The sequence below is a fragment of the Thermococcus onnurineus NA1 genome, from assembly GCF_000018365.1.
Classification (GTDB): Archaea; Methanobacteriota_B; Thermococci; order Thermococcales; family Thermococcaceae; genus Thermococcus; species Thermococcus onnurineus.
On sequence record NC_011529.1, the window covers coordinates 246,350 to 265,533 of the forward strand.

Sequence of the window (19,184 nt, forward strand, 5' to 3'; positions counted from 1 at the left end):
ACATCACCCCATGAACCCTATCTGAGTCACGAGCTTCACGCTTAGGAACGGCGCAACGATGGACAGGACTATTAGGACTACGAGGACAAAGCGCATCAGCGGGGAAACTTCTGCACTCTCCTGGAGGGGCTCGCTGAATACCATCCTCTTAATCCATCCGAGAGATACCGCAAGGAAAACCGTGGCATCGGCCAACACTAGGAAGAGCGGAATCCAGCCAACCCAGCTGGTTATTGAAGACGCGTTCATGAAGAGATACGCCTTGCTGAAGAACAGGCCGAGCGGAGGAACTCCAGCCAGGCCGAGAAGGGCTAAGAACCAGCTTGCACCAACGACCGGAACGAGCTTTCCGAGGCCCCTAATCTTCTCCATGTCGAGCGTTCCAAAAGCGTAACTGAAGGTTCCCGCGGTGAGGAAGGCAAGACCCTTGACGAAAGCGTGGTTAGCCAGCTGGAACATGGCCGCCTGGAGACCATAGACAGAGCCAAGCACGGCATAGAGCACGCCAACGTACATCACTCCTGCCTCTGCTATGGTTGAATAAGCAAGGAGTCTCTTGGCGTCCTTCTGGAGCGGGTAGTAGAGAATTGCTATGAGTAAAGTTAGCGACACGAAGACGAGCATAACGTAGAAAGCTGTCTCCGGAATCGGTTGCATGAACTGGGTGACCCTGGCGAGCAGGTAAACGCCCATTTCAACCATTGCAGCACCGTGGAGAAAAGCGGAAGCAGGTGTCGGCGCCGCCATTGCATCCGGAAGCCATGAATAGAGCGGGAACTGGGCGCTCTTGGTAAAGGCCGCAACCATTACGCCAAGGAACACGAGAAGCTTGAGCTCATCATTCAGGTTCTGGAGCGCATAGATGCTCAAATCATGGAGCTTGAGGATGCCAATGCCAACGGTGGTGTAGAGGCCCACCATGGCACCGAAGTTCGGCACAAGCAGGGCCTTGTATGCAGCCCTCTCGGCTTTTGGGCCCTTATAATACCCAACGACACCCCAGCAGGCGAGTCCCATTATCTCGAAGAATATGAGCAGCTGAAGCGTCGTGGAGGAGTATATGAATGCCAGCGTAGCTCCAACGAAGATGACCATCCAAGCATAGAACCTGCCCTTATCAGAGTAGACGGGGTGCTGCTTGTTTCTCTCGCTCATGTAGTCCACCGCGTAGAGAAGGAACAGCACGCCAGCCAAGCTCACGACAAAACCGACCAAAACGCTCATTGGGTCGATTATAACGCCGTAGACCTCACCGAGGGAAGAAGTTTCGAGGTAAACGATATGATGAGCGCCACCGACTTTCAGGTATTCGAGGACTCCCACAAGATTAGCCAGGAAGGAAGACACAACGGCGATGAGCATGAATACATCGGCCTTTCTACCGTCTAATTTGAACAGGAGTGGACCGAGGAGCAGGGGGATCAAAAAAGATATAATGAAGGGAGAGGCGTTCATCCTGGCACCTCCTTTCATCTGATGAGGTAGGCCTCGAGGACGTTGGTCCTGTCGCCGATGTCCTTAAGCTCGGCGACTATCTTTCCTTCTCTGGCCCAGAGGACATCGTTTATGTCGCCGTACTTGAGGGCCTCAGTTGGGCACGCTGAGACACAGGCAGGAAGCTTTCCTTCGGCTCTCCTGTGGGCACAGAGGTCGCACTTGTCCATTATCTTGTTGTACTCGTCTATCTTTGGAATGCCGAATGGACAGGCCAGACCGCACATGAGACAGCCGATACACTTGAGGGGATCGAGAACGACTGCGCCATCATCGTCCTTGGAGAGCGCGTTAACTGGACACACTTCCATACATGGAGCCTTTTCACAGTGGCGGCAGTTGAAGGCGACGCTGGTCAGATCGGGGAACTCAAAAACCCTAATCCTCGCTTCCCCGTGCTCCATTTCACAGGCGACTTCACAGGCCTTACAGGCAATGCAGCGCTTAAAATCGATAAATATCTTTTTGCTCATTTAAATCACCCCTCAACCTTGGAGATCCTACACGCGGCCGTCTTCAACTCCGGCATCTTGGCGTATTCGTCGAGGACGTCCGTGGTCAGGTAGTTGAAGTCCCAGTGCCACGGCGCGGCAACGACGCCCTCCCTGATGTGCGGTGTAACCTTGGCCCTGAGAACCAGCGCTGCCCTCCTGGTCTCGACTCTCACGAGGTCGCCGTCCTTTATGCCGAGCCTCTTCGCGTCGTTCTCGTTGATCTCAATGTACTCCTCTGGCCACCTCTTGCTCAGGCTCTTGCTCCTGTGGCTCATGGTTCCGGTGTGGAAGTGGCCAACGAACCTGTAGTTGGTGAGCCAGAACGGGTACTCCTCATCGGGGACTTCTCCAGGCTCTTTATACTCCACAGGAATAAGCTGGGCCTTTCCGTTTGGCGTGAGGAAGCCCTGGACAAAGAGCCTCGGAACCTCAGTGTTCTCGTCTGGGCAGGGTATCATACAGCCTTTGAGGTTCTTCTTGAGCCTCTCGGGTGTCGCGCCAGCAAGGGGCGGAATGATTCTGTTTATTTCTCTCAGGATGTCGTCTGCATCAGAGTAGTTGAAGTACTCTCCAAAGCCGAGCTCCTTAGCGAGCATAACAAGGATTTCCCAGTCAGGCTTGGCCTCTCCCGGTGCGTCAGCAGCCTTAAAGCTCCTCTGAACCCTTCTCTCGAAGCTTATGGCGGTTCCGTCCTTCTCAAACCATGCAGCCGCTGGAAGGACTATGTCGGCGTATTTCGCGGTCTCAGTAAGGAAGATATCCTGGACGACGAGGAACTCGATGTTCTTAAAGGCCTCCTCAGCCTTCTTGAGGTTCGGAAGGGCCTTGGCAGGGTTGGTTCCCATGACGTAGAGGGCCTTGAGCTTGCCCTCAAGGATTGCATCAATCATTTCAACGTAAGTGATTCCAGGCTTCTCTGGGATCTTGAAGCCCCATGCCTCCTCAATTCTCCTCTTGTGCTCCTCGGCGTGGAGCGGGAATCTTCCTGGCAGTTCGTGTGGTCCAATACCCATTAGACCAGCGCCCATACCGTTGTGGGCACCGGGTATAGCTCCAGACATGACGCCCTCCTTTCCGAAGTAGCCGCAGAGAACCATCATCTCAGTGATAGCCATAACAGTCCTCGTTCCGTTGGCGTGCTGGTTCACTCCCTCGTTCGTCAGCAGGGCGGCAGTTCCAGCCGTTGCAAAGGTGATTGCGGCCTTCCTTATGAGCTCGGCAGGAACGCCGCTGACCTTCTCAGCCCATTCTGGAGTGTACTTTTCGACGGTCTTGGCGAGCTCCTCAAGGCCCTCCGCGCGCTCCGCCACGAAGTCCTTATCGTAGAGCTCCTCGGTGATTATGACGTTGAGCATAGCCAACGCAATGGCAAGGTCGGTTCCGGGATATGGCTGCAGGTGTATGTCTGCGTACTTGGCAGTCTTCGTTTTTCTTGGGTCAACGACAATGAGGGTGGCGTTGTTGTCGAGAATTGCCTTCTCAATGTACTGGCCGAAGAAGACCGGATTAGTTGCGGCTGGATTGTATCCCCAAAGGACGATAACTTTGGCCTTAAGAATGTCCTCGAAGGGGTTCGTCAGACCGGGGTGTCCAAGAACCATCCCCTTACCTGCAACAGCCGTTGACTGACACATCCTACACACATATTCAATGTTGTTGGTTCCCAAAGCCCTTGCCAGCTTCTGAAGAACGTAGTTCTCCTCTATGGAGCACCTTTCACTTCCGAGAAAAGCAAGAGCCTCCGAACCATACTTCTCCTTGATTTCACTGAGCTTCTGTGCGATTTCCTTAATAGCCTCTTCCCAGCTTATTTCCTTGAACTTGCCTTCACCCCTCTCGCCAACCCTCTTAAGGGGCTTTTTAAGCCTGTCTGGATGCCTGAGATGCTGGAAGGCTGCGACACCCTTTGGACAGAGCTTGCCGTGGTTCCTGATGTCGTGGTCGTAGTCGAACTCGATCTTCTTTGGGTAGCCATTGACGTTTACTATGTAAAATCTACAACCAACGGAACACCACGGACACACCACTGATATGCGCTTTTCTGCCATACCCATCACCAACCCGTGATGACTGACTAGTCAGTTTATTCAGATGGTGTGAGTAATGAACCATTTAAATAATTTTCTCTAACATTATGTTGTACACATAATTGATTTTCCAGTGTAAATTTATGATCATTTAGTAATATGGTGACTAAAAGTGTTGATTTTTTAGTCTATAGAAATCATAGTATTCAGATCAGCATGATAATGCTAAAATTCGTAACAATTCACATATGCATGACAACAATTTGAATACCAATTACTAGATGGACACGAAAAGGCACCAAAGTTAAACGAATATCTAATCAAGCGATATATTGTATTTACTTTCGTTCGCACTTCCATTGGGATGCATAAAATAGTTCAATAACAAGCGAAATATCTAAAAAATTATTCATAAAAAGTGCTAGTTTTTCAAGCTTTTCTCTATAAGCTGGATGAGTTCCGAAACATAATCAACATCAGGGGTACACGAATACTCAGCAAAAACAAGTCTCGAAAATAAGGCTCCATAAAACGCCTTAAAAACAACCATGGCAGTTTTTTCATCCACGTTTGCGAGCTGTGATATCTTCTTGGCACCTTTGGAAATCGCCTCTGTGCAGAATTTCCTGTGAATTTCCTCAACCTCTCTTATCTTACCCTTAACAGCTAGTGTGTAGAAAAACAGGGATCTCAGAACAGGATCGCAGTAATATACGATGTACGCCTTTGCAATACTGTGCAGAAAATCAGCGAGGTTCTCATGCTCTTTTTCAAGCTCCTCTCGTATTGCTGAGTACGGCAGAGACTGGAGAGCAACGATTTTTATCAATTCCTCTTTACTCTTAAAGTAGTTGTAGAAAGTGCCCTTAGCAACTCTAGCTTTCTCAACGATTTCATCAACAGTGGTCTTATCGTAGCCCTTCTCGGCAAAGAGTTCTTCTGCAGCTTTCAATATCCGTTCCTTAGTGTCCATCCCCAGCACTCCCCGTATAGTACTGACTGCGAGGTCATTGGCGTTATATAAAAAAGTTACGGCAATTTAAATAATTCAATTCACTCAATAGAATAATCATACATTCCTAAAAGGATATCAAATCCGCTATTCCTTGGGATTTTTGATTTGTGAGTGTCATCAGGCCTTAAGTTAGAACTAGAATTCGCAGTTAGAGAATCCTCCCTTTAGTTGAGGTTATATGAAATTCTTTTTTATGCAACATTTAAAAAGTCCCAGACAAACCTAGAAACAGGTGAGAAAAATGTGTCTGGCAGTTCCAGCTAAGGTTCTTGAGATCAACGGAAACGTTGCGATTGTTGATTTCGGGGGCGTAAAGAGGGAAGCTCGCCTTGATTTGCTTCCTGATGTTAAGGTTGGCGATTACGTGATCGTGCATACAGGCTTTGCAATAGAGAAGCTGGACGAGGAGCGCGCTAAAGAGATACTCGAAGCATGGGACGAGGTGTTCAGAATAACTCGGGGCGAGGAACTCCCACGGGGGTATTGAGATGCTCGAGAAGTTCAGGGATCGAGGACTGGCCCAGAAAATCGTTAAAAAAATCCACGAAGAGGCAAATGGTCTCGAAGAGGTCCGTTTCATGCACGTCTGCGGAACCCACGAGGACACTGTAACGAGAAGCGGAATCCGGTCACTACTTCCAGAGAATGTCAAAATCGTCAGTGGCCCCGGCTGTCCCGTCTGCATAACGCCAGTCGAAGACATAGTCAAGATGCAAGAGATAATGCGCCAAGCTCATGAAGAAGGCGAGAGAATAATTCTCACGACATTTGGGGACATGTACAAGATACCAACCCCGAGAGGAAGCTTCGCCGACCTAAGAGCGAAGGCTATGACGTTAGGATAGTATATTCTATCTATGATGCATACAAACTTGCCAAGGAAAATCCCGACAAAACAGTGGTTCACTTTAGTCCAGGTTTTGAAACCACCACTGCACCGGCCGCTGGGATGCTCAACTCTGTTGTTGAGGAAGGGCTTGAGAACTTCAAAATATATTCCGTTCACCGCCTAACGCCCCCCGCAGTTGAAACTCTAGTGAAGCAGGGCACAAAGTTCCACGGATTAATAGATCCCGGCCACGTCTCAACGATAATTGGGGTCAAGGGATGGGAATATATAACCACCGAGTATGGCATCCCGCAGGTTATAGCTGGTTTCGAACCAGTGGATATGTTACTTGCGATTCTGCTGCTCCTTAAGATGGTCAAAGCTGGTGAAGCAAGAATCATCAACGAGTACACCCGGGCTGTCAGATACGAGGGCAATGTTACAGCCCAGCGGCTTGTGGACAAGTTCTTTGAGGTTAAAGACGCCAGATGGCGTGCTCTAGGTGTGATGCCCAAGAGCGGACTCGAACTCAAGAAGGAGTGGAAAGAGCTGGAGATAAGGACATACTATGATCCAGAAGTCCCGAAGCTTCCCGACCTTGAAAAGGGTTGTCTTTGCGGTGCCATTCTGCGTGGATTGGCACTCCCTCCACAGTGTCCACACTTTGGGAAGACCTGCACTCCAAGACAGCCGATAGGGCCATGCATGGTGTCTTATGAGGGGACATGCAGCATCTTTTACAAATATGGGGCTTTGTTCTGACACCAAAGGTTCAAAACTCCTTCCAAGTTTTTAACTTTTGGTTTCAGAAACCTATAAAGACTGTAAAAACAAAGAAGAAAGCGGTGAGAGGAATGAAGGCTTACAGACTTCACGTTCAGGGCATCGTTCAAGCGGTTGGATTCCGACCGTTCGTTTACAGGATAGCTCATGAGCATGGTTTAAGGGGCTACGTCAAAAATCTCGGCGATGCAGGTGTTGAGATCGTCGTTGAGGGTCCTGAGAAGGATATAGGTGCGTTTCTGCTAGATCTGAGAGAGAAGCTCCCCCCTTTAGCTAAGATCGAGAAGATTAAAAAGAGGGAGATTCCGATTCAGGGCTTTGACCGCTTCTACATCGAGAAGAGCTCCCAAGGGGGAAGCGGAGGAGACTCGATAATCCCGCCGGACATAGCCATATGTGAGGATTGTCTAAGGGAGCTTTTCGACCCAACCAACAAGCGCTATATGTACCCATTCATCGTCTGCACTAACTGCGGCCCGAGGTTCACAATTATTGAGGATTTACCTTATGATCGCGTGAACACAACAATGAGAGAGTTTCCGATGTGCGACTTCTGCGAGAGTGAGTACAAAGATCCCTTGAACAGGCGCTACCACGCCGAGCCCGTCTGCTGCCCGGTCTGCGGGCCGAGCTACCGGTTATATACCAACGACGGTGAGGAGCTCATAGGCGACCCGCTGAAAAAGGCCGCGGAGCTGATAGATAATGGCTACATCGTGGCCATCAAGGGGATCGGTGGAATACATTTAGCCTGCGACGCGACGAGGGAAGATGTGGTTGCCGAGCTAAGGAAGAGAATCCACAGGCCACAGAAGCCCTTCGCAATAATGGCGAAGGACGTGGAAACTATAGAGGAGTTCGCCTTCATATCCCCGGAAGAGCTGGAGGAACTGAAGAGTTACAGAAGACCCATCATGACGCTCCGCAAGAAGGAGCCCTTCCCGCTTCCGGAAAACCTCGCTCCCGGCTTGCACACCATCGGTGTGATGCTCCCCTATGCCGGCACCCACTACATCCTCTTCCACTACTCCAAGACTCCTGTTTACGTCATGACCTCCGCCAACTATCCGGGCATGCCAATGGTCAAGGACAACGAGAGGGCCTTTGAGGAGCTGAAGGACGTTGCCGACTACTTCCTCCTCCACAACAGGAAGATACTCAACAGGGCCGACGACAGCGTTGTCAGGTTCGTCAACGGGAGGAGGGCGGTTATAAGGCGCTCCCGCGGCTTCGTCCCGCTTCCAATAGAGATTCCCTTCGACTACAGAGGATTGGCGGTCGGTGCAGAGCTCATGAACGCCTTCGGAGTGACCAAAAACGGTAAGATTTATCCGAGTCAGTACATAGGAAATACGTCGAAAGTGGAAGTCCTTGAGTTCATGCGCGAGGCGGTGGAGCACTTCAAGAGGATTCTCAGGGTTAGGGACTTCGATTTAATCGTGGCCGATCTCCATCCAGGCTACAACACCACCAAGCTCGCCATGGAAATGGCCAACGAACTCGGCGTCGAGTTCCTGCAGGTCCAGCACCACTACGCCCACATAGCCTCGATCATGGCGGAGCACAACCTTGACGAAATAGTCGGCATAGCGGTCGATGGAGTCGGATACGGAACGGACGGGCACACGTGGGGCGGCGAGGTGATCTACCTCTCCTACGAGGATGTTGAAAGGCTGGCGCACATAGATTACTATCCACTTCCCGGCGGTGATTTGGCGAGCTACTACCCACTGAGGGCTCTAATGGGAATTTTAAGCAAGGTATACGGCATAGAGGAGCTGGAAGAGGTAATAGAGAAGTGCTGTCCAAAGGCCATCGAAAGCCTCCGCTACGGAAAGGTTGAATTCAACGTCGTCCTCACCCAGCTGGCGAAAGAGGTAAACACGAGTTACGCATCATCTACGGGCAGGGTGCTCGATGCCTTCTCCGTTCTGCTCAATGTAGCCTACAGAAGGCACTACGAAGGCGAGCCGGCAATGAAGCTTGAAAGCTTCGCCATTCGCGGCAAGAACGACCTCGGCTTCAGCGTTCCCGTGGAGGGCGAGCTGATAAAGGTAGAAGAGCTCTTCCAGCAGGCACTAGAGATCAATGCCTCTCCTGCGGACGTGGCCTATTCAGTCCACCTGGCCCTCGGAAGGGCATTCGCAGAGATAGCAGTGGAGAAAGCCAAGGAATTCGGCGTCAAGAACGTAGGAATCAGCGGCGGTGTTGCGTTCAACGAACTTATCGTGAAGACGGTGAGGAAGATAGTGGAGGCCAATGGTCTGAGATTCTACTCGACCTACGAGGTGCCGAGGGGCGACAACGGAATAAACGTCGGTCAAGCCTTCCTCGGTGGACTTTACCTGGAGGGATATCTAACGAAGGAAGACCTGATGCTGTGAAAAAGTTAAAGGTGTTCACCATCAAGATGAATATGGAGGGGTAGGCATGAAAATCAAGCTCGAACACGGAGCCGGTGGAGAAATAATGGAGGAGCTTCTGAGAGACGTCATATTGAAGAACCTCAGCCTGAAATCTGCGGGTGGAATTGGCTTGGATGCCCTCGATGACGGGGCCACAATACCCTTCGGGGATAAACACATCGTTTTTACCATCGACGGCCACACCGTGAAGCCCCTCTTCTTTCCGGGGGGAGACATAGGGCGACTGGCAGTTAGTGGAACGGTGAACGATTTGGCCGTTATGGGCGCAAAGCCCCTCGCGCTGGCGAACTCAATGATAATCGGGGAGGGCTTCGATGGGGAAGACCTGAAAAAAATCCTCCGTTCGATGGACAAAACCGCCAGTGAAGTGCCCGTTCCAATAGTCACAGGCGACACGAAGGTCGTCGAGGATGAGATAGGCATGTTCGTCATAACGGCAGGCATAGGAATCGCGGAGAGACCTATAAGCGACGCTGGGGCGAAGGTCGGCGACGCCGTCCTCATCAGCGGGACGATAGGCGACCACGGAATAGCACTGATGAGCCATCGTGAAGGGATAAGCTTCGAGACCGAGCTTAAGAGCGACGTGGCCCCAATCTGGGAGGTCGTTGAGGCCGTTGCAAAGGCCATCGGTTGGGAGAACATCCACGCCATGAAGGACCCCACGAGGGGTGGTTTAAGCAACGCCCTCAACGAGATGGCCAGGAAGGCAAACGTTGGGATACTGATAAGGGAAGCCGACGTGCCGATAAGGCCCGAAGTCAGAGCTGCAAGTGAGATGCTCGGCATAAGCCCCTTCGATGTAGCAAATGAGGGCAAGGTCGTCATGATAGTTCCAAAAGAGCACGCCGAAGAAGCCCTAGAGGCTATGAGGAAAACGGAGAAAGGAAAGAACGCGGCGATAATCGGTGAGGTTATAGAGGACTACCGTGGAAAGGTCTTAGTTGAGACAGGCATAGGTGGAAAGAGATTCCTTGAGCCACCTGCGGGAGACCCTGTTCCGAGGGTCTGCTGATTTTCCCATTTTTGTCCTTAACCATCGGTTTGGGAAAGCTATAAATCATTCCTTCTCAAGCTCTCAATTGGTGAGAGCATGATAATTGCGAAGCCATGCGTAACCATGAAGGGAATAGTGATAAGCGGCTATTCTTGGGATAGAAAGGTCGAGGTGGATCTAACGAGAACCGCGCAGTGCCTGAAGGAAAAAGGTTACGTCATCAAAAAGATTCTCCCCGGGATGATGCTGATCCTTGAGATGGAAGGCTATGAGGTCAGCGTCTATCCAAGCGGTAAGATAATCATCAAGCTCCTTGAGGACTCGAAAAAGGGTGAGGAGATGGCTAGAATCATATACGACTGCGCCGGAATATTGGAGGTGGTTTCATGAGGATTCCGGAGGATGTTAGGAAGGACATACCTCTTACAAATGAGGTGATTTACTTCGACAACACCGCCACTTCACTCACGCCGAAGCCAGTTGTTGAGGCCATGGACGAGTACTACCTGAAGTACCGCGCCAACGTTCACAGAGGCGTTCACAGGCTCTCCCAGATGGCGACTCACAAGTATGAGGAGTCCAGAAAGATCGTTGCGGACTTCATTGGAGCCAAGTTCGAAGAAATAGTCTTCACAAAGAACACGAGCGAGAGCCTTAATTTAGTTGCCCTTGGCCTGGGGCACATATTCAAGAGGGGCGACAAAATCGTGACTACCCCCTACGAGCACCACTCCGATCTGCTCCCCTGGCAGCGTCTGGCCACGAAACTCGGCCTTAAGCTGGAGTTCATAGAAGGTGACGACGAAGGCAACCTTGATTTAAGCGATGCGGAAAAGAAGATAAAAGGAGCAAAGCTTGTCGCTGTTCAGCACGTCTCGAACGCGCTGGGAGTGATCCATGAGGTGGAAGAGCTTGGAAAGATCGCCAAGGATGAAGGCGCGATATTCGTAGTCGACGCCGCCCAGAGCGCCGGCCATATGGAGGTTAACGTTAAGAAGCTCCACGCGGACTTTTTGGCTTTCTCCGGCCACAAGGGACCCATGGGACCGACTGGAATAGGTGTGCTCTACATCAGGGAAGAGTTCTTTGATACATTCGAACCGCCCCTCATAGGCGGTGGGACTATTGAGGACGTTAGTCTAGACGGCTATAAGCTCACAGAGCCGCCAGAGCGCTTCGAGGCCGGGACGCCGAACATAGGTGGTGCTATAGGCCTCGCAGCAGGAATCCGCTACATCGAGAGGATTGGGCTGGGCAGAATCGAGAGGCAGGAGCACAAGCTTGTTAAGAGAACCACCGAAGGCCTCGACGAGCTCGAGGTCCCGTGGTATGGACCGAGGAACCTGAAGAAACATGCAGGAGTCGTAAGCTTCAATGTGCCTGGGCTTCACCCCCACGACGTCGCTGCTATACTCGATGACCACAGCATAATGGTCCGCTCCGGCCACCACTGTGCTTTGCCGGTGATGAAAAAGCTTGGAATAAACGGGACGGTGAGGGCTTCATTCCATGTCTACAACAGCCTCGAAGAGGTCGAAACTTTCCTCGGAGTCATGGAGGAGCTGGTAAAAGGTCTGAAGACTTAATGCCCTTTCTCTATGTTTATTTCTATGCCTGAGAGACCTATCTAAATAACCCTCACCATTCGTTCCATCCAGGGGCTTACACGAACCCTGATGTAACCCCTGAGCTTCTCATCGACCTCTTTATCACCGGTATATACCCTAATGGTACCTTTTTCAATCTTTGAAGGCGTCGCAACGACGATTATGTTCTCCTTTGGAATGCGCCTCAGGACTTCTGGAGAAAACTGCTGGTTGCCCCTGCCAAAGAGGAATCCGAGACCTCCGATCACAGTGACAACTATCCTGGGATTTCTGTCAGCAAACTCCAGAAGGTCTTTCTCGGTGGCATCTTTAACTAAAAGCTCAGCCTCTCCGTCCTTCACCTGGACTACGTCGACACCAAGAAGGGTTCCCTCTATACCGAGCTTCTCCTTTATCCTCTTTACCGTCGAGCCAGCACCGAGGAAGTAAATCCCATCACTTTCAAGGATTTCCTCGGCCAATGCCTCGGCTATAGCTTCAAGCTCTTCCTCCTCGTCGAGTGGGGTCGCTTCCTTGCTCCCCTGGACAAGGGTCTCGACGTAGGGGACGAGGGCCCTTCCATAGAGCCTTGCTTTAACCTCATCGTGGCGATAAGCGTTTTCGTCTATGTCATTAACTTCCCTCTCCACGAGCTTTGCCCGCCCCCTGAGCCACTCCACGAGAACCCTGGCGGCATCCTCCGGGGAGGTTGCAAAAACTCCCGAGTACATCTTGACGCCGGTAGGAATTCCTAGAATCGGAACCTTCTCATCGACGGCCGAGTGAACGTCCCTTGCCGTTCCATCTCCGCCAGCGAAGATTATGAGCTCAGCCTTCCCGAGCATGCGCTTGGCGAGCTCTCGCGTGTCTTCCGAACTTGTATCCGGTATCTTAACTCCAAGGATTTCACGAGGGCTTATTTCCCTGTGTTGTATCACCTCGAAGGGGAAGTTGAACTCCCTCAAAACATCCTCACCGAGACCATTTGGCCCGGTCAGGAACTCTATCGAGCGGGCTTCTTCATAGTGGGAAAGCTCTCTCAGGAAAAGCCTGACCAGATCAGAAGCTACCGGTCTCGCACCGCGCTTAATCGCTTCCTCAACGACTCCGTCGGTGCCCTTCAGGGCAACCCTGCCTCCCATGCCTGCTATGGGGTTAATGATCAGTCCAACTTTCATAGACTCACCTCATGTACTTCCTGGCAAAGACTGTAAGGAACACTGCCCACATGAACATTCCGAACAGCGCCTCGACAGACGCTATAATCCTGCCCACTCCCACTGGATGGTAGTCGCCATAGCCAAGAGTGGTGGCGGTCACAACGCTGAAGTACTCATAGTCAAGGAACCCCATGTTACCTGAAACGCCTTCCACGCTCTGGGTTAAGAAGAAGAGGAGTGGGAAGAAGACGTTAACGGCCGCGAGCCATATCAGTATCGGCCTTTTCCAGTCCATTCCGTACTTGCATGTCAAATCGGCGAAGAGCCATTCAAAGGTCGCTTCCAGCTTCAGCAGGACCTTCTTAATTCCCCTCACCCTCGCTGTGAGGCGAGACTGCCTTCTGGAAACCATTTCTTTGTAATAGTACTCATCGGCACGCTCTAGATCACCGTTCCGTTCCCAGCTAGTTCTTGCTATCCTGTAGAATATCTCCGCCATCCTTGGGTTGCTGAAGCGGCAGTCCTCAACGACGACGAAGCCTTGAACGCTTAGCTCGAGGGGAAGGTGGGGCAGAACCGTCACGTTCCAGGTGGCATCGCCGTAGAAGCCAACCCTTCTGAAAATGAAGTTACCCATCACGGTGACGTGAACGAACTCGGGGGACTTTATCCTGCCGCCAAGAATTTCAGCGTGACCAAAGACGTTGAGGTTTTCAAGGACGAGCTGGCCGTGGAAGTGTCTCACGCTCAGCCTGACCTGCCTCTTAAAGCGCGCGGATTGGTCAAACCTGACGTTCCTGAAGGCGAGTACCGTTGCCTTTACACTCCTCTCCGACGAGCCAGAGGGCGTTATGCCATGCTCCTCGAGGATACGCCTCATAAGTGGATACCTGACGTTCACACCTATTCTGCGAATGTTATCCAGATTGCTAAGCTCTATCCTGCCCGTTGCCGTCTTTCTCTCACCGTATTCCTCCTCACTCTTCTCAGCCTTTCCAACGTACTCTGTCGAATTAATCATTAGATACCTGACACTCGAGTTCCTGACATACATCGAGTTCGAGAACTTTACGCGGAGGATGTTGAGGCCAAAGACATTGGAACTATGGACAAGGAGCGTTCCGACCTTACTCTCAAAGACGACTATTCTACCTGCGTAGGAGTTGTAGAAAGTAATTCCCGGAACTGTGACGTCGTCAAATAGGATTGTCTTAATCCGCGAGTTTTTGAAGACTATCGGTTTTTCAGCCCGGAAATTACTTATTTTAGCTTCATACAGGTAGACACTCTCAAAGTATGTCTGACCCTCCTTCAACCTCTTGAGAAAGGCTTCCTCTTTGATGCGCTTTATATCCTCCCCGAACAGGCGTTCGCCCTCGTCGTAGGAGATATGGAGGGCGCAGTACTTAGAGCCTTCAAGGGATTTCAACCTGCACTTTTTACCGTTTTCGTAGGTATACTCGCACATGGCTCCCCCAAATAAACTCATCTGGCAACTAATTAAGTTTTCTCCTGCTTTCCATAGTTCTCATCTAGAACTTCTTCCCGTTATAGTCCAGCTCTATCAGCAGACTTCTCCTCAAAAGCTCCTCAACGACGCTCCAGTCAGCATGGGCCTTTCTCAGGAGTTCCCTAACGGCCTCCTCACGCATAGGATGAACAGTGGTGATGCTCAGTATGTCCTCCTCAACGTTGCCCGGGAAAGCGAAAGCGTTGCCTTCGTGGTCTATGAGTATCCCACAGGATTCAGCGGGGGCCTCGTGGGAATAGCTATGTAAGCTTTGTCCGGATCTAGCCCCCAGGAACTCGGCGATTCCCCTGGACTCATCACTGTAATCCACGTTGGTTTGGCCTAAAAGCGTATAAACTTTGCTCACGAACGGAGCTTCCTGAAGTAGGCCTTCATCGCGGACCAGTTGAGGGCTATGTGGACAAACGACAGCCCGAAGAAGGCAAAGCCTAGGTATGTGTGGAGGGTATCGGCCAGACTAACCGGCAAGGTTAGCCCGAATTGAGCTGCCAGTGGAGCAATCAGAAGTATTATTCCCGTTATTCCTGTAATTAACCATAGGGCAAAGAGGGTGAGTGAAACCCACATCCTCAGCTTATAGCTCATGACGCTACCCCCTTACAAACCTCTGGCCATTTATGATTATGATGTCGGCCTTCAGCTCGCCATTTTCATAGCTCGCGAAGACTTCAACCCTATCCCCAACGTGGAGAAGGAGAAGCATGTCTTTCCAGTTGTATTCAGCCCCATCTGGTCCCGTCCACTTACCCCTCACCGCTATCGTCTGCCCCTCCACGACAAAATAGCGGTCAACCAAGTTGACCTCCTCAACGATGCCTGTGATGTTCAAAGTCGTGACGTTGAGCACTTCCTCGGGATTCGTCACGGTGAGATTGATATCCTCAGGGGGCTGTCCTATGTAGAACCCGATGGTTACCCTTTCCTCAGTACCGTAAGGACAGCCACTGCCGTATTTAAACACAACGTCAAGGGTGCCGTTGCCGAGAACTCTGACGGTGTACTGCCTGAAAGCTGTGTACGGATCAAGGAGCTCCGTCTCAGTCTCGTTGATGACCTCAACGTTTTCGGGATTCTCCGTAACTATCTCCCAATCAGAGTACGGACAGGGCTGGGCGTGCTTGAACTTGACGGTGACGTTAAGGAGGACTTCAGTCCCAGGCTCAGGAACGTAGGCTTCAGCTGGAATCACGCACAGCAGGTCCGAGCCCTCATGAGAAACTGCAGATCCGGCGTAGATGACTCCGTTTGATGCGATTATCGAGGAATTAGACGGAAGAACTGAGGTGGTGCTCGAGAGCTTTCCCTCTCCCCATTTAACCACGAAGGGCAGAGCCGTAAAGAGGATGCACAGGATGAATGCCGCGATAAGTTTCCGCTCCATACAGTGAAATCTTACATATGAAAGAGGATTTAAGCTTTTCGATCATGACCTAATTTTCGCAAACATTAGTGTTTAACTTTAACATTTTTATTTACGCAAACGTTTAAATTCCCATATGTGGGTAATCCTCCGGTGAGCCTTAATGAGAAAGTACCTAGCCCCGCTTTTAATTGGAGTTTTGTTGCTCAGCGTGATTTCAAGCGGATGTATCGGAGAAAAGAATATCACAGCCTCAAATACAAGCCCCACTTCGGCAACCCCCACCCCGTCTGAAAACAGCGAGGTTGTGCTGACACTGATTGGGCCTAGTGGAGAAAAGAGCCTGACGCTCGAAGGCCTCAAAAGCCTGCCTCAGATCGAAGGCAAAGGCGGATACAAAACAAAGATGGGCTCGATAAGAGGAGTTGGCACTTATAAGGGTGTTTCCCTAAAAGAGCTGCTCGAGCTCGTTGGTGGCCTCTCACCGGACTACAACGTTAGGATAGTTGCCGCCGATGGCTACTCCGTTGTAGTGAGCTACGATTTTGTCCTTGGAAAGGGAATTGACACCATGGACGAAAATGGAAACCCCACAGAGGGAAGCGTCGTACCCATAATAGCCTACGAGTTCAACGGAGAGCCAATAACCTTTGAGCTCGATGGGAAAGTTTACCCCATACAGATCGCTCTTGTCGGCGATGATGGATGCATAACTCCGGGCAACCTATGGGTTAAAGCAGTTACAAGGATAGAAGTAATTAAACCATCGTATGTCAGCACCGGGACTAACGAAGAACCGAAAACCGGGTATATAACTGTCACCGATTTTAGAGGGAAGGAAGTAAAAGTCTCACAGCCAGTAAACAGAATCGTTGCCATTTACGGACTCGCTGCACAAATGGTCTACCTAATAGGCGAAGGTGAAAAAATCGTTGGCGGAACTCCGATGGTTGTGAGCGACAGCTTCATTCAGCTGATTGATCCAGATGCAAAGGACAGAGTAATCTTAGCGGGTGACCCAACGAGTGCCAACGTGGAGGAAATTAAAAAGCTCAATCCAGACGTTGTTTTTACCGCGGCTTGGGGAGATGAGCGGGTCAACGAGCAGATAGAAAGTCTCGGTATCCCAGTCATAGCCCTTGATCTGGAAACCGTTGAGAGCTACCTTAAGAGCCTCGAGATAATTGGCAAGGTTCTCGGAAAGAGGAACGAAGTCAAGGAGATAACAAAATACTACGTAAACGCTATGGAGCGGATAACAAACAAAACGTCAAAGTTCAGCGAAGACCAGAAGCCAAGGGTTCTCCTGGTCATGTACAGCATGAAGAGCAAGGCCTTTAAGGCTCCAGGTCAGGAATACTTCCAGAACAGGTTAATCGAGATGGCCGGAGGAATAAGCGTTTCCAAGGAACTGCCGGGAGGGTGGAACGTAATAAACATTGAGCAGGTTGCGGAGTGGAACCCCGACGTTATAATAGTCGTAGGTTACTCTCCAGTTTACCCGAGCACGAAGATAAAGGAAGACATCCTCAATGACCCAGCATGGGGGCAGATAAGGGCCGTGAAAGAGGGTAAAATCTACGCTATGCCAAACGACGGGGAGAGCTGGGACTACCCGGCTCCAAAGTGGATTCTCGGCCTCTACTGGACGGCAAAAGTTCTGCATCCAGAACTTTTCAGCGACTTGGACATAATGAAAGAAGCCAACGACTTCTACGAGAGGTTCTTCGGGATAAGCATCAACGATGTATCGCTGGTTGGTGATATAAGTTGAAGCGCTTCGTTTTTCTTTATTTCATTGTTTTCATTAGTTCCTTGTTCGTGGGAAGATTCGCATTCAGTCCCTTCAACATGGACGAGCTAGCCAAGACCATACTAGTTGACGTGAGGCTGCCAAGGATCGTGGCGGCTTCCCTCGTCGGCGCTTCGCTCTCCTTGGCTGGACTGGCCTTCCAGAACGTCTTCAGGAACTATCTCGCCGGCCCGAACATTCTGGGCGTGACCAGCGGTGCAGCCTTCGGTGCCGTCGTCGCGATAATGCTCTTCTCATTCAATCCATATTTCGTCCAGATGTTCGCCTTCGTTTTTGGCATTGCCGCCGTCTTCGTTGCCTACAAAATGAGCAGACTTGTTGGAAACGGCATAGTTGGGCTTCTACTGGCGGGAATAGCCGTTTCAGCTTTCTTCTCAGCACTCGTCGGCATGGCAAAGTATCTGGCGGATCCATACGACCAGCTCCCCACCATAGTGTTCTGGCTCCTCGGGAGCTTCGCTGGAATCAGATGGGTTGACTTGAGGTTCTTCTCCATCCCAATGATTATCGGGATAGCCGGTCTTATCCTCCTCCGCTGGGCGTTTAATGTACTCTCTCTGGGGGAAGAGGAAGCAAAAGCCCTCGGAATGAACGTCTCCCTATATAAAAAGCTCGTGATTGGACTGGCAGCGCTGGCAGTTTCGGCTGCAACAGCCGTGAGTGGGATAATCAGCTGGGTCGGTCTCGTCTCACCCCATATAGCCAGGCTCTTAGTCGGCTACGACAACAGGAAGCTTGTTCCAGCGTCGGCATTTACAGGTGCGATACTGCTCGTGATCTGCGACGACATAGCAAGAACACTGACTCCAGCAGAGCTTCCCTTGGGCGTTGTGACTTCACTGATTGGAGCACCGATTCTGGTGGCAATACTCGCCAGGAGGAGAGAGCATGCTAAGGGTTGAGAACCTGGAATTCTCCTACCGCAACGGCAAGGTACTCAAAGGGGTCACACTTGAACTCGAAAAAGGCGTTGGATGTCTCCTCGGGCCCAATGGGGCAGGAAAATCAACGCTCCTGAAGTGCATCGCGGGGATTTTAAGGCCGCAGTCCGGAAAGATAGAGCTCGATGGAACCGACTTAGTCGGCCTGAGCTTCAGAGAGCGGGCAAGGCTCGTTTCATACGCTCCCCAAGAGTTCTCAATAAACTTCCCCTACACGGTTTTTGAGGTCGTACTCATGGGACGCAGCCCCCACGCGAACCTGCTCACTGGGCCGGGGGACGAAGATGAGGAGAAGACCATGAAGGCCCTCAGAGCTCTTGGAATCGAAGAGCTGAAGGACAGACCGTTTACCTCGCTGAGCGGAGGTCAGAAGAGGCTGGTGCTCATAGCCAGGGCCCTCGCACAGGGAGGAAGGCTAATCATATTTGACGAGCCAACGTCGTTCCTTGACTTCAAAAATCAGCTCCTCGTTCTTTCGGTCATTGAAAAAATCGCCAAAAAGCTTGGAAAGCTGGTTCTCCTATCACTCCACGATCCGAACCTGGCTCTTCTGTTCTGCGATGAGGTATTCCTGATGAAGGAGGGCAAGGTTCTGATGCACGGCAAAGCCGAAGATGTCATCAACGAGGATACGATGAGCATCCTCTACAACCTACGGGTCAGGCTTGTAAATGTTGACGGACAGCCAATCGTCGTTCCAGAGAAAGAAAAGCACGGCAAGATTTAAA

At 51.0% G+C, this 19,184-nt stretch carries 17 protein-coding genes and 1 pseudogene; 9 read left to right on the forward strand and 9 right to left on the reverse strand.

Translation table 11 applies throughout. The features are described 5' to 3' along the window. Positions 1-3: 3 nt before the first annotated feature. The 4 genes from TON_RS01465 to TON_RS10080 form a co-directional block, all read right to left on the reverse strand. Positions 4-1,455, reverse strand: a complete 1,452-nt coding sequence (locus TON_RS01465) for a hydrogenase 4 subunit D (protein WP_012571237.1) — start codon at positions 1,453-1,455, stop codon at positions 4-6. Between the two features lie 14 nt (positions 1,456-1,469). After that, entirely contained in the window at positions 1,470-1,967 is a 498-nt protein-coding gene (locus TON_RS01470) for a 4Fe-4S dicluster domain-containing protein (RefSeq protein ID WP_012571238.1), read from the reverse strand. 5 nt (positions 1,968-1,972) lie between these two features. Continuing rightward, positions 1,973-4,042: a formate dehydrogenase subunit alpha gene (fdhF, locus tag TON_RS01475; RefSeq protein ID WP_012571239.1), complete on the reverse strand. Its 2,070-nt coding sequence runs from the start codon at positions 4,040-4,042 to the stop codon at positions 1,973-1,975. Between the two features lie 394 nt (positions 4,043-4,436). Continuing rightward, positions 4,437-4,988, reverse strand: coding sequence for a TetR/AcrR family transcriptional regulator (locus tag TON_RS10080; RefSeq protein WP_012571240.1), 552 nt, complete (start codon positions 4,986-4,988; stop codon positions 4,437-4,439). A gap of 283 nt (positions 4,989-5,271) precedes the next feature. Between TON_RS10080 and TON_RS01485 the strand changes: the two genes are divergently transcribed. From TON_RS01485 to TON_RS01510, 6 genes and pseudogenes are all read left to right on the forward strand, one after another. Further along, positions 5,272-5,517: a HypC/HybG/HupF family hydrogenase formation chaperone gene (locus tag TON_RS01485; protein ID WP_012571241.1), complete on the forward strand. Its 246-nt coding sequence runs from the start codon at positions 5,272-5,274 to the stop codon at positions 5,515-5,517. A gap of 1 nt (position 5,518) precedes the next feature. Beyond that, positions 5,519-6,621 (forward strand): annotated as a pseudogene (gene hypD, locus TON_RS01490) (hydrogenase formation protein HypD). A gap of 92 nt (positions 6,622-6,713) precedes the next feature. Further along, complete coding sequence (hypF, locus tag TON_RS01495) at positions 6,714-9,026, forward strand: carbamoyltransferase HypF (protein ID WP_048055020.1); 2,313 nt, start codon at positions 6,714-6,716, stop codon at positions 9,024-9,026. A gap of 46 nt (positions 9,027-9,072) precedes the next feature. After that, positions 9,073-10,083: a hydrogenase expression/formation protein HypE gene (hypE, locus tag TON_RS01500; RefSeq protein ID WP_012571245.1), complete on the forward strand. Its 1,011-nt coding sequence runs from the start codon at positions 9,073-9,075 to the stop codon at positions 10,081-10,083. A gap of 78 nt (positions 10,084-10,161) precedes the next feature. Next, a complete protein-coding gene (locus TON_RS01505; protein WP_012571246.1) occupies positions 10,162-10,455 on the forward strand; it encodes a hypothetical protein in 294 nt (97 codons plus the stop codon). Further along, positions 10,452-11,651, forward strand: a complete 1,200-nt coding sequence (locus TON_RS01510; protein ID WP_012571247.1) for a cysteine desulfurase — start codon at positions 10,452-10,454, stop codon at positions 11,649-11,651. Before TON_RS01505 ends, TON_RS01510 begins: the two co-directional genes overlap by 4 nt. Positions 11,652-11,692: 41 nt before the next feature. On the opposite strand, the gene TON_RS01515 is transcribed toward TON_RS01510, so the two are convergent. The 5 genes from TON_RS01515 to TON_RS01535 form a co-directional block, all read right to left on the reverse strand. Beyond that, positions 11,693-12,829 carry an ATP-NAD kinase family protein gene (locus tag TON_RS01515; protein ID WP_012571248.1) on the reverse strand — a complete coding sequence of 379 codons (1,137 nt, stop codon included), beginning with the start codon at positions 12,827-12,829 and terminating at the stop codon, positions 11,693-11,695. A gap of 4 nt (positions 12,830-12,833) precedes the next feature. Next, a complete protein-coding gene (locus TON_RS01520; protein ID WP_012571249.1) occupies positions 12,834-14,279 on the reverse strand; it encodes a potassium channel family protein in 1,446 nt (481 codons plus the stop codon). A gap of 64 nt (positions 14,280-14,343) precedes the next feature. Further along, complete coding sequence (locus tag TON_RS10230; RefSeq protein ID WP_394295136.1) at positions 14,344-14,652, reverse strand: hypothetical protein; 309 nt, start codon at positions 14,650-14,652, stop codon at positions 14,344-14,346. Between the two features lie 32 nt (positions 14,653-14,684). Further along, positions 14,685-14,927, reverse strand: a complete 243-nt coding sequence (locus tag TON_RS01530) for a DUF4405 domain-containing protein (protein ID WP_012571251.1) — start codon at positions 14,925-14,927, stop codon at positions 14,685-14,687. A 4-nt stretch (positions 14,928-14,931) separates the two neighbouring features. Next, positions 14,932-15,723, reverse strand: a complete 792-nt coding sequence (locus tag TON_RS01535; RefSeq protein ID WP_148202352.1) for a hypothetical protein — start codon at positions 15,721-15,723, stop codon at positions 14,932-14,934. 142 nt (positions 15,724-15,865) lie between these two features. Here TON_RS01535 and TON_RS01540 point away from each other — a divergent pair, with 142 nt between their 5' ends. Genes TON_RS01540 through TON_RS01550 form a run of 3 tightly spaced genes read left to right on the forward strand, consistent with a single transcriptional unit; the run spans position 15,866 to position 19,183 of the window. Beyond that, the gene (locus tag TON_RS01540) at positions 15,866-17,476 is read left to right on the forward strand and encodes an ABC transporter substrate-binding protein (protein WP_012571253.1); all 1,611 of its coding nucleotides are present in this window, start codon (positions 15,866-15,868) and stop codon (positions 17,474-17,476) included. Continuing rightward, positions 17,473-18,417, forward strand: coding sequence for a FecCD family ABC transporter permease (locus tag TON_RS01545; protein WP_012571254.1), 945 nt, complete (start codon positions 17,473-17,475; stop codon positions 18,415-18,417). Before TON_RS01540 ends, TON_RS01545 begins: the two co-directional genes overlap by 4 nt. Then, positions 18,404-19,183: an ABC transporter ATP-binding protein gene (locus TON_RS01550; RefSeq protein ID WP_012571255.1), complete on the forward strand. Its 780-nt coding sequence runs from the start codon at positions 18,404-18,406 to the stop codon at positions 19,181-19,183. The genes TON_RS01545 and TON_RS01550 overlap by 14 nt, the downstream gene beginning before the upstream one ends. The last annotated feature ends 1 nt before the right edge of the window (position 19,184 follow it).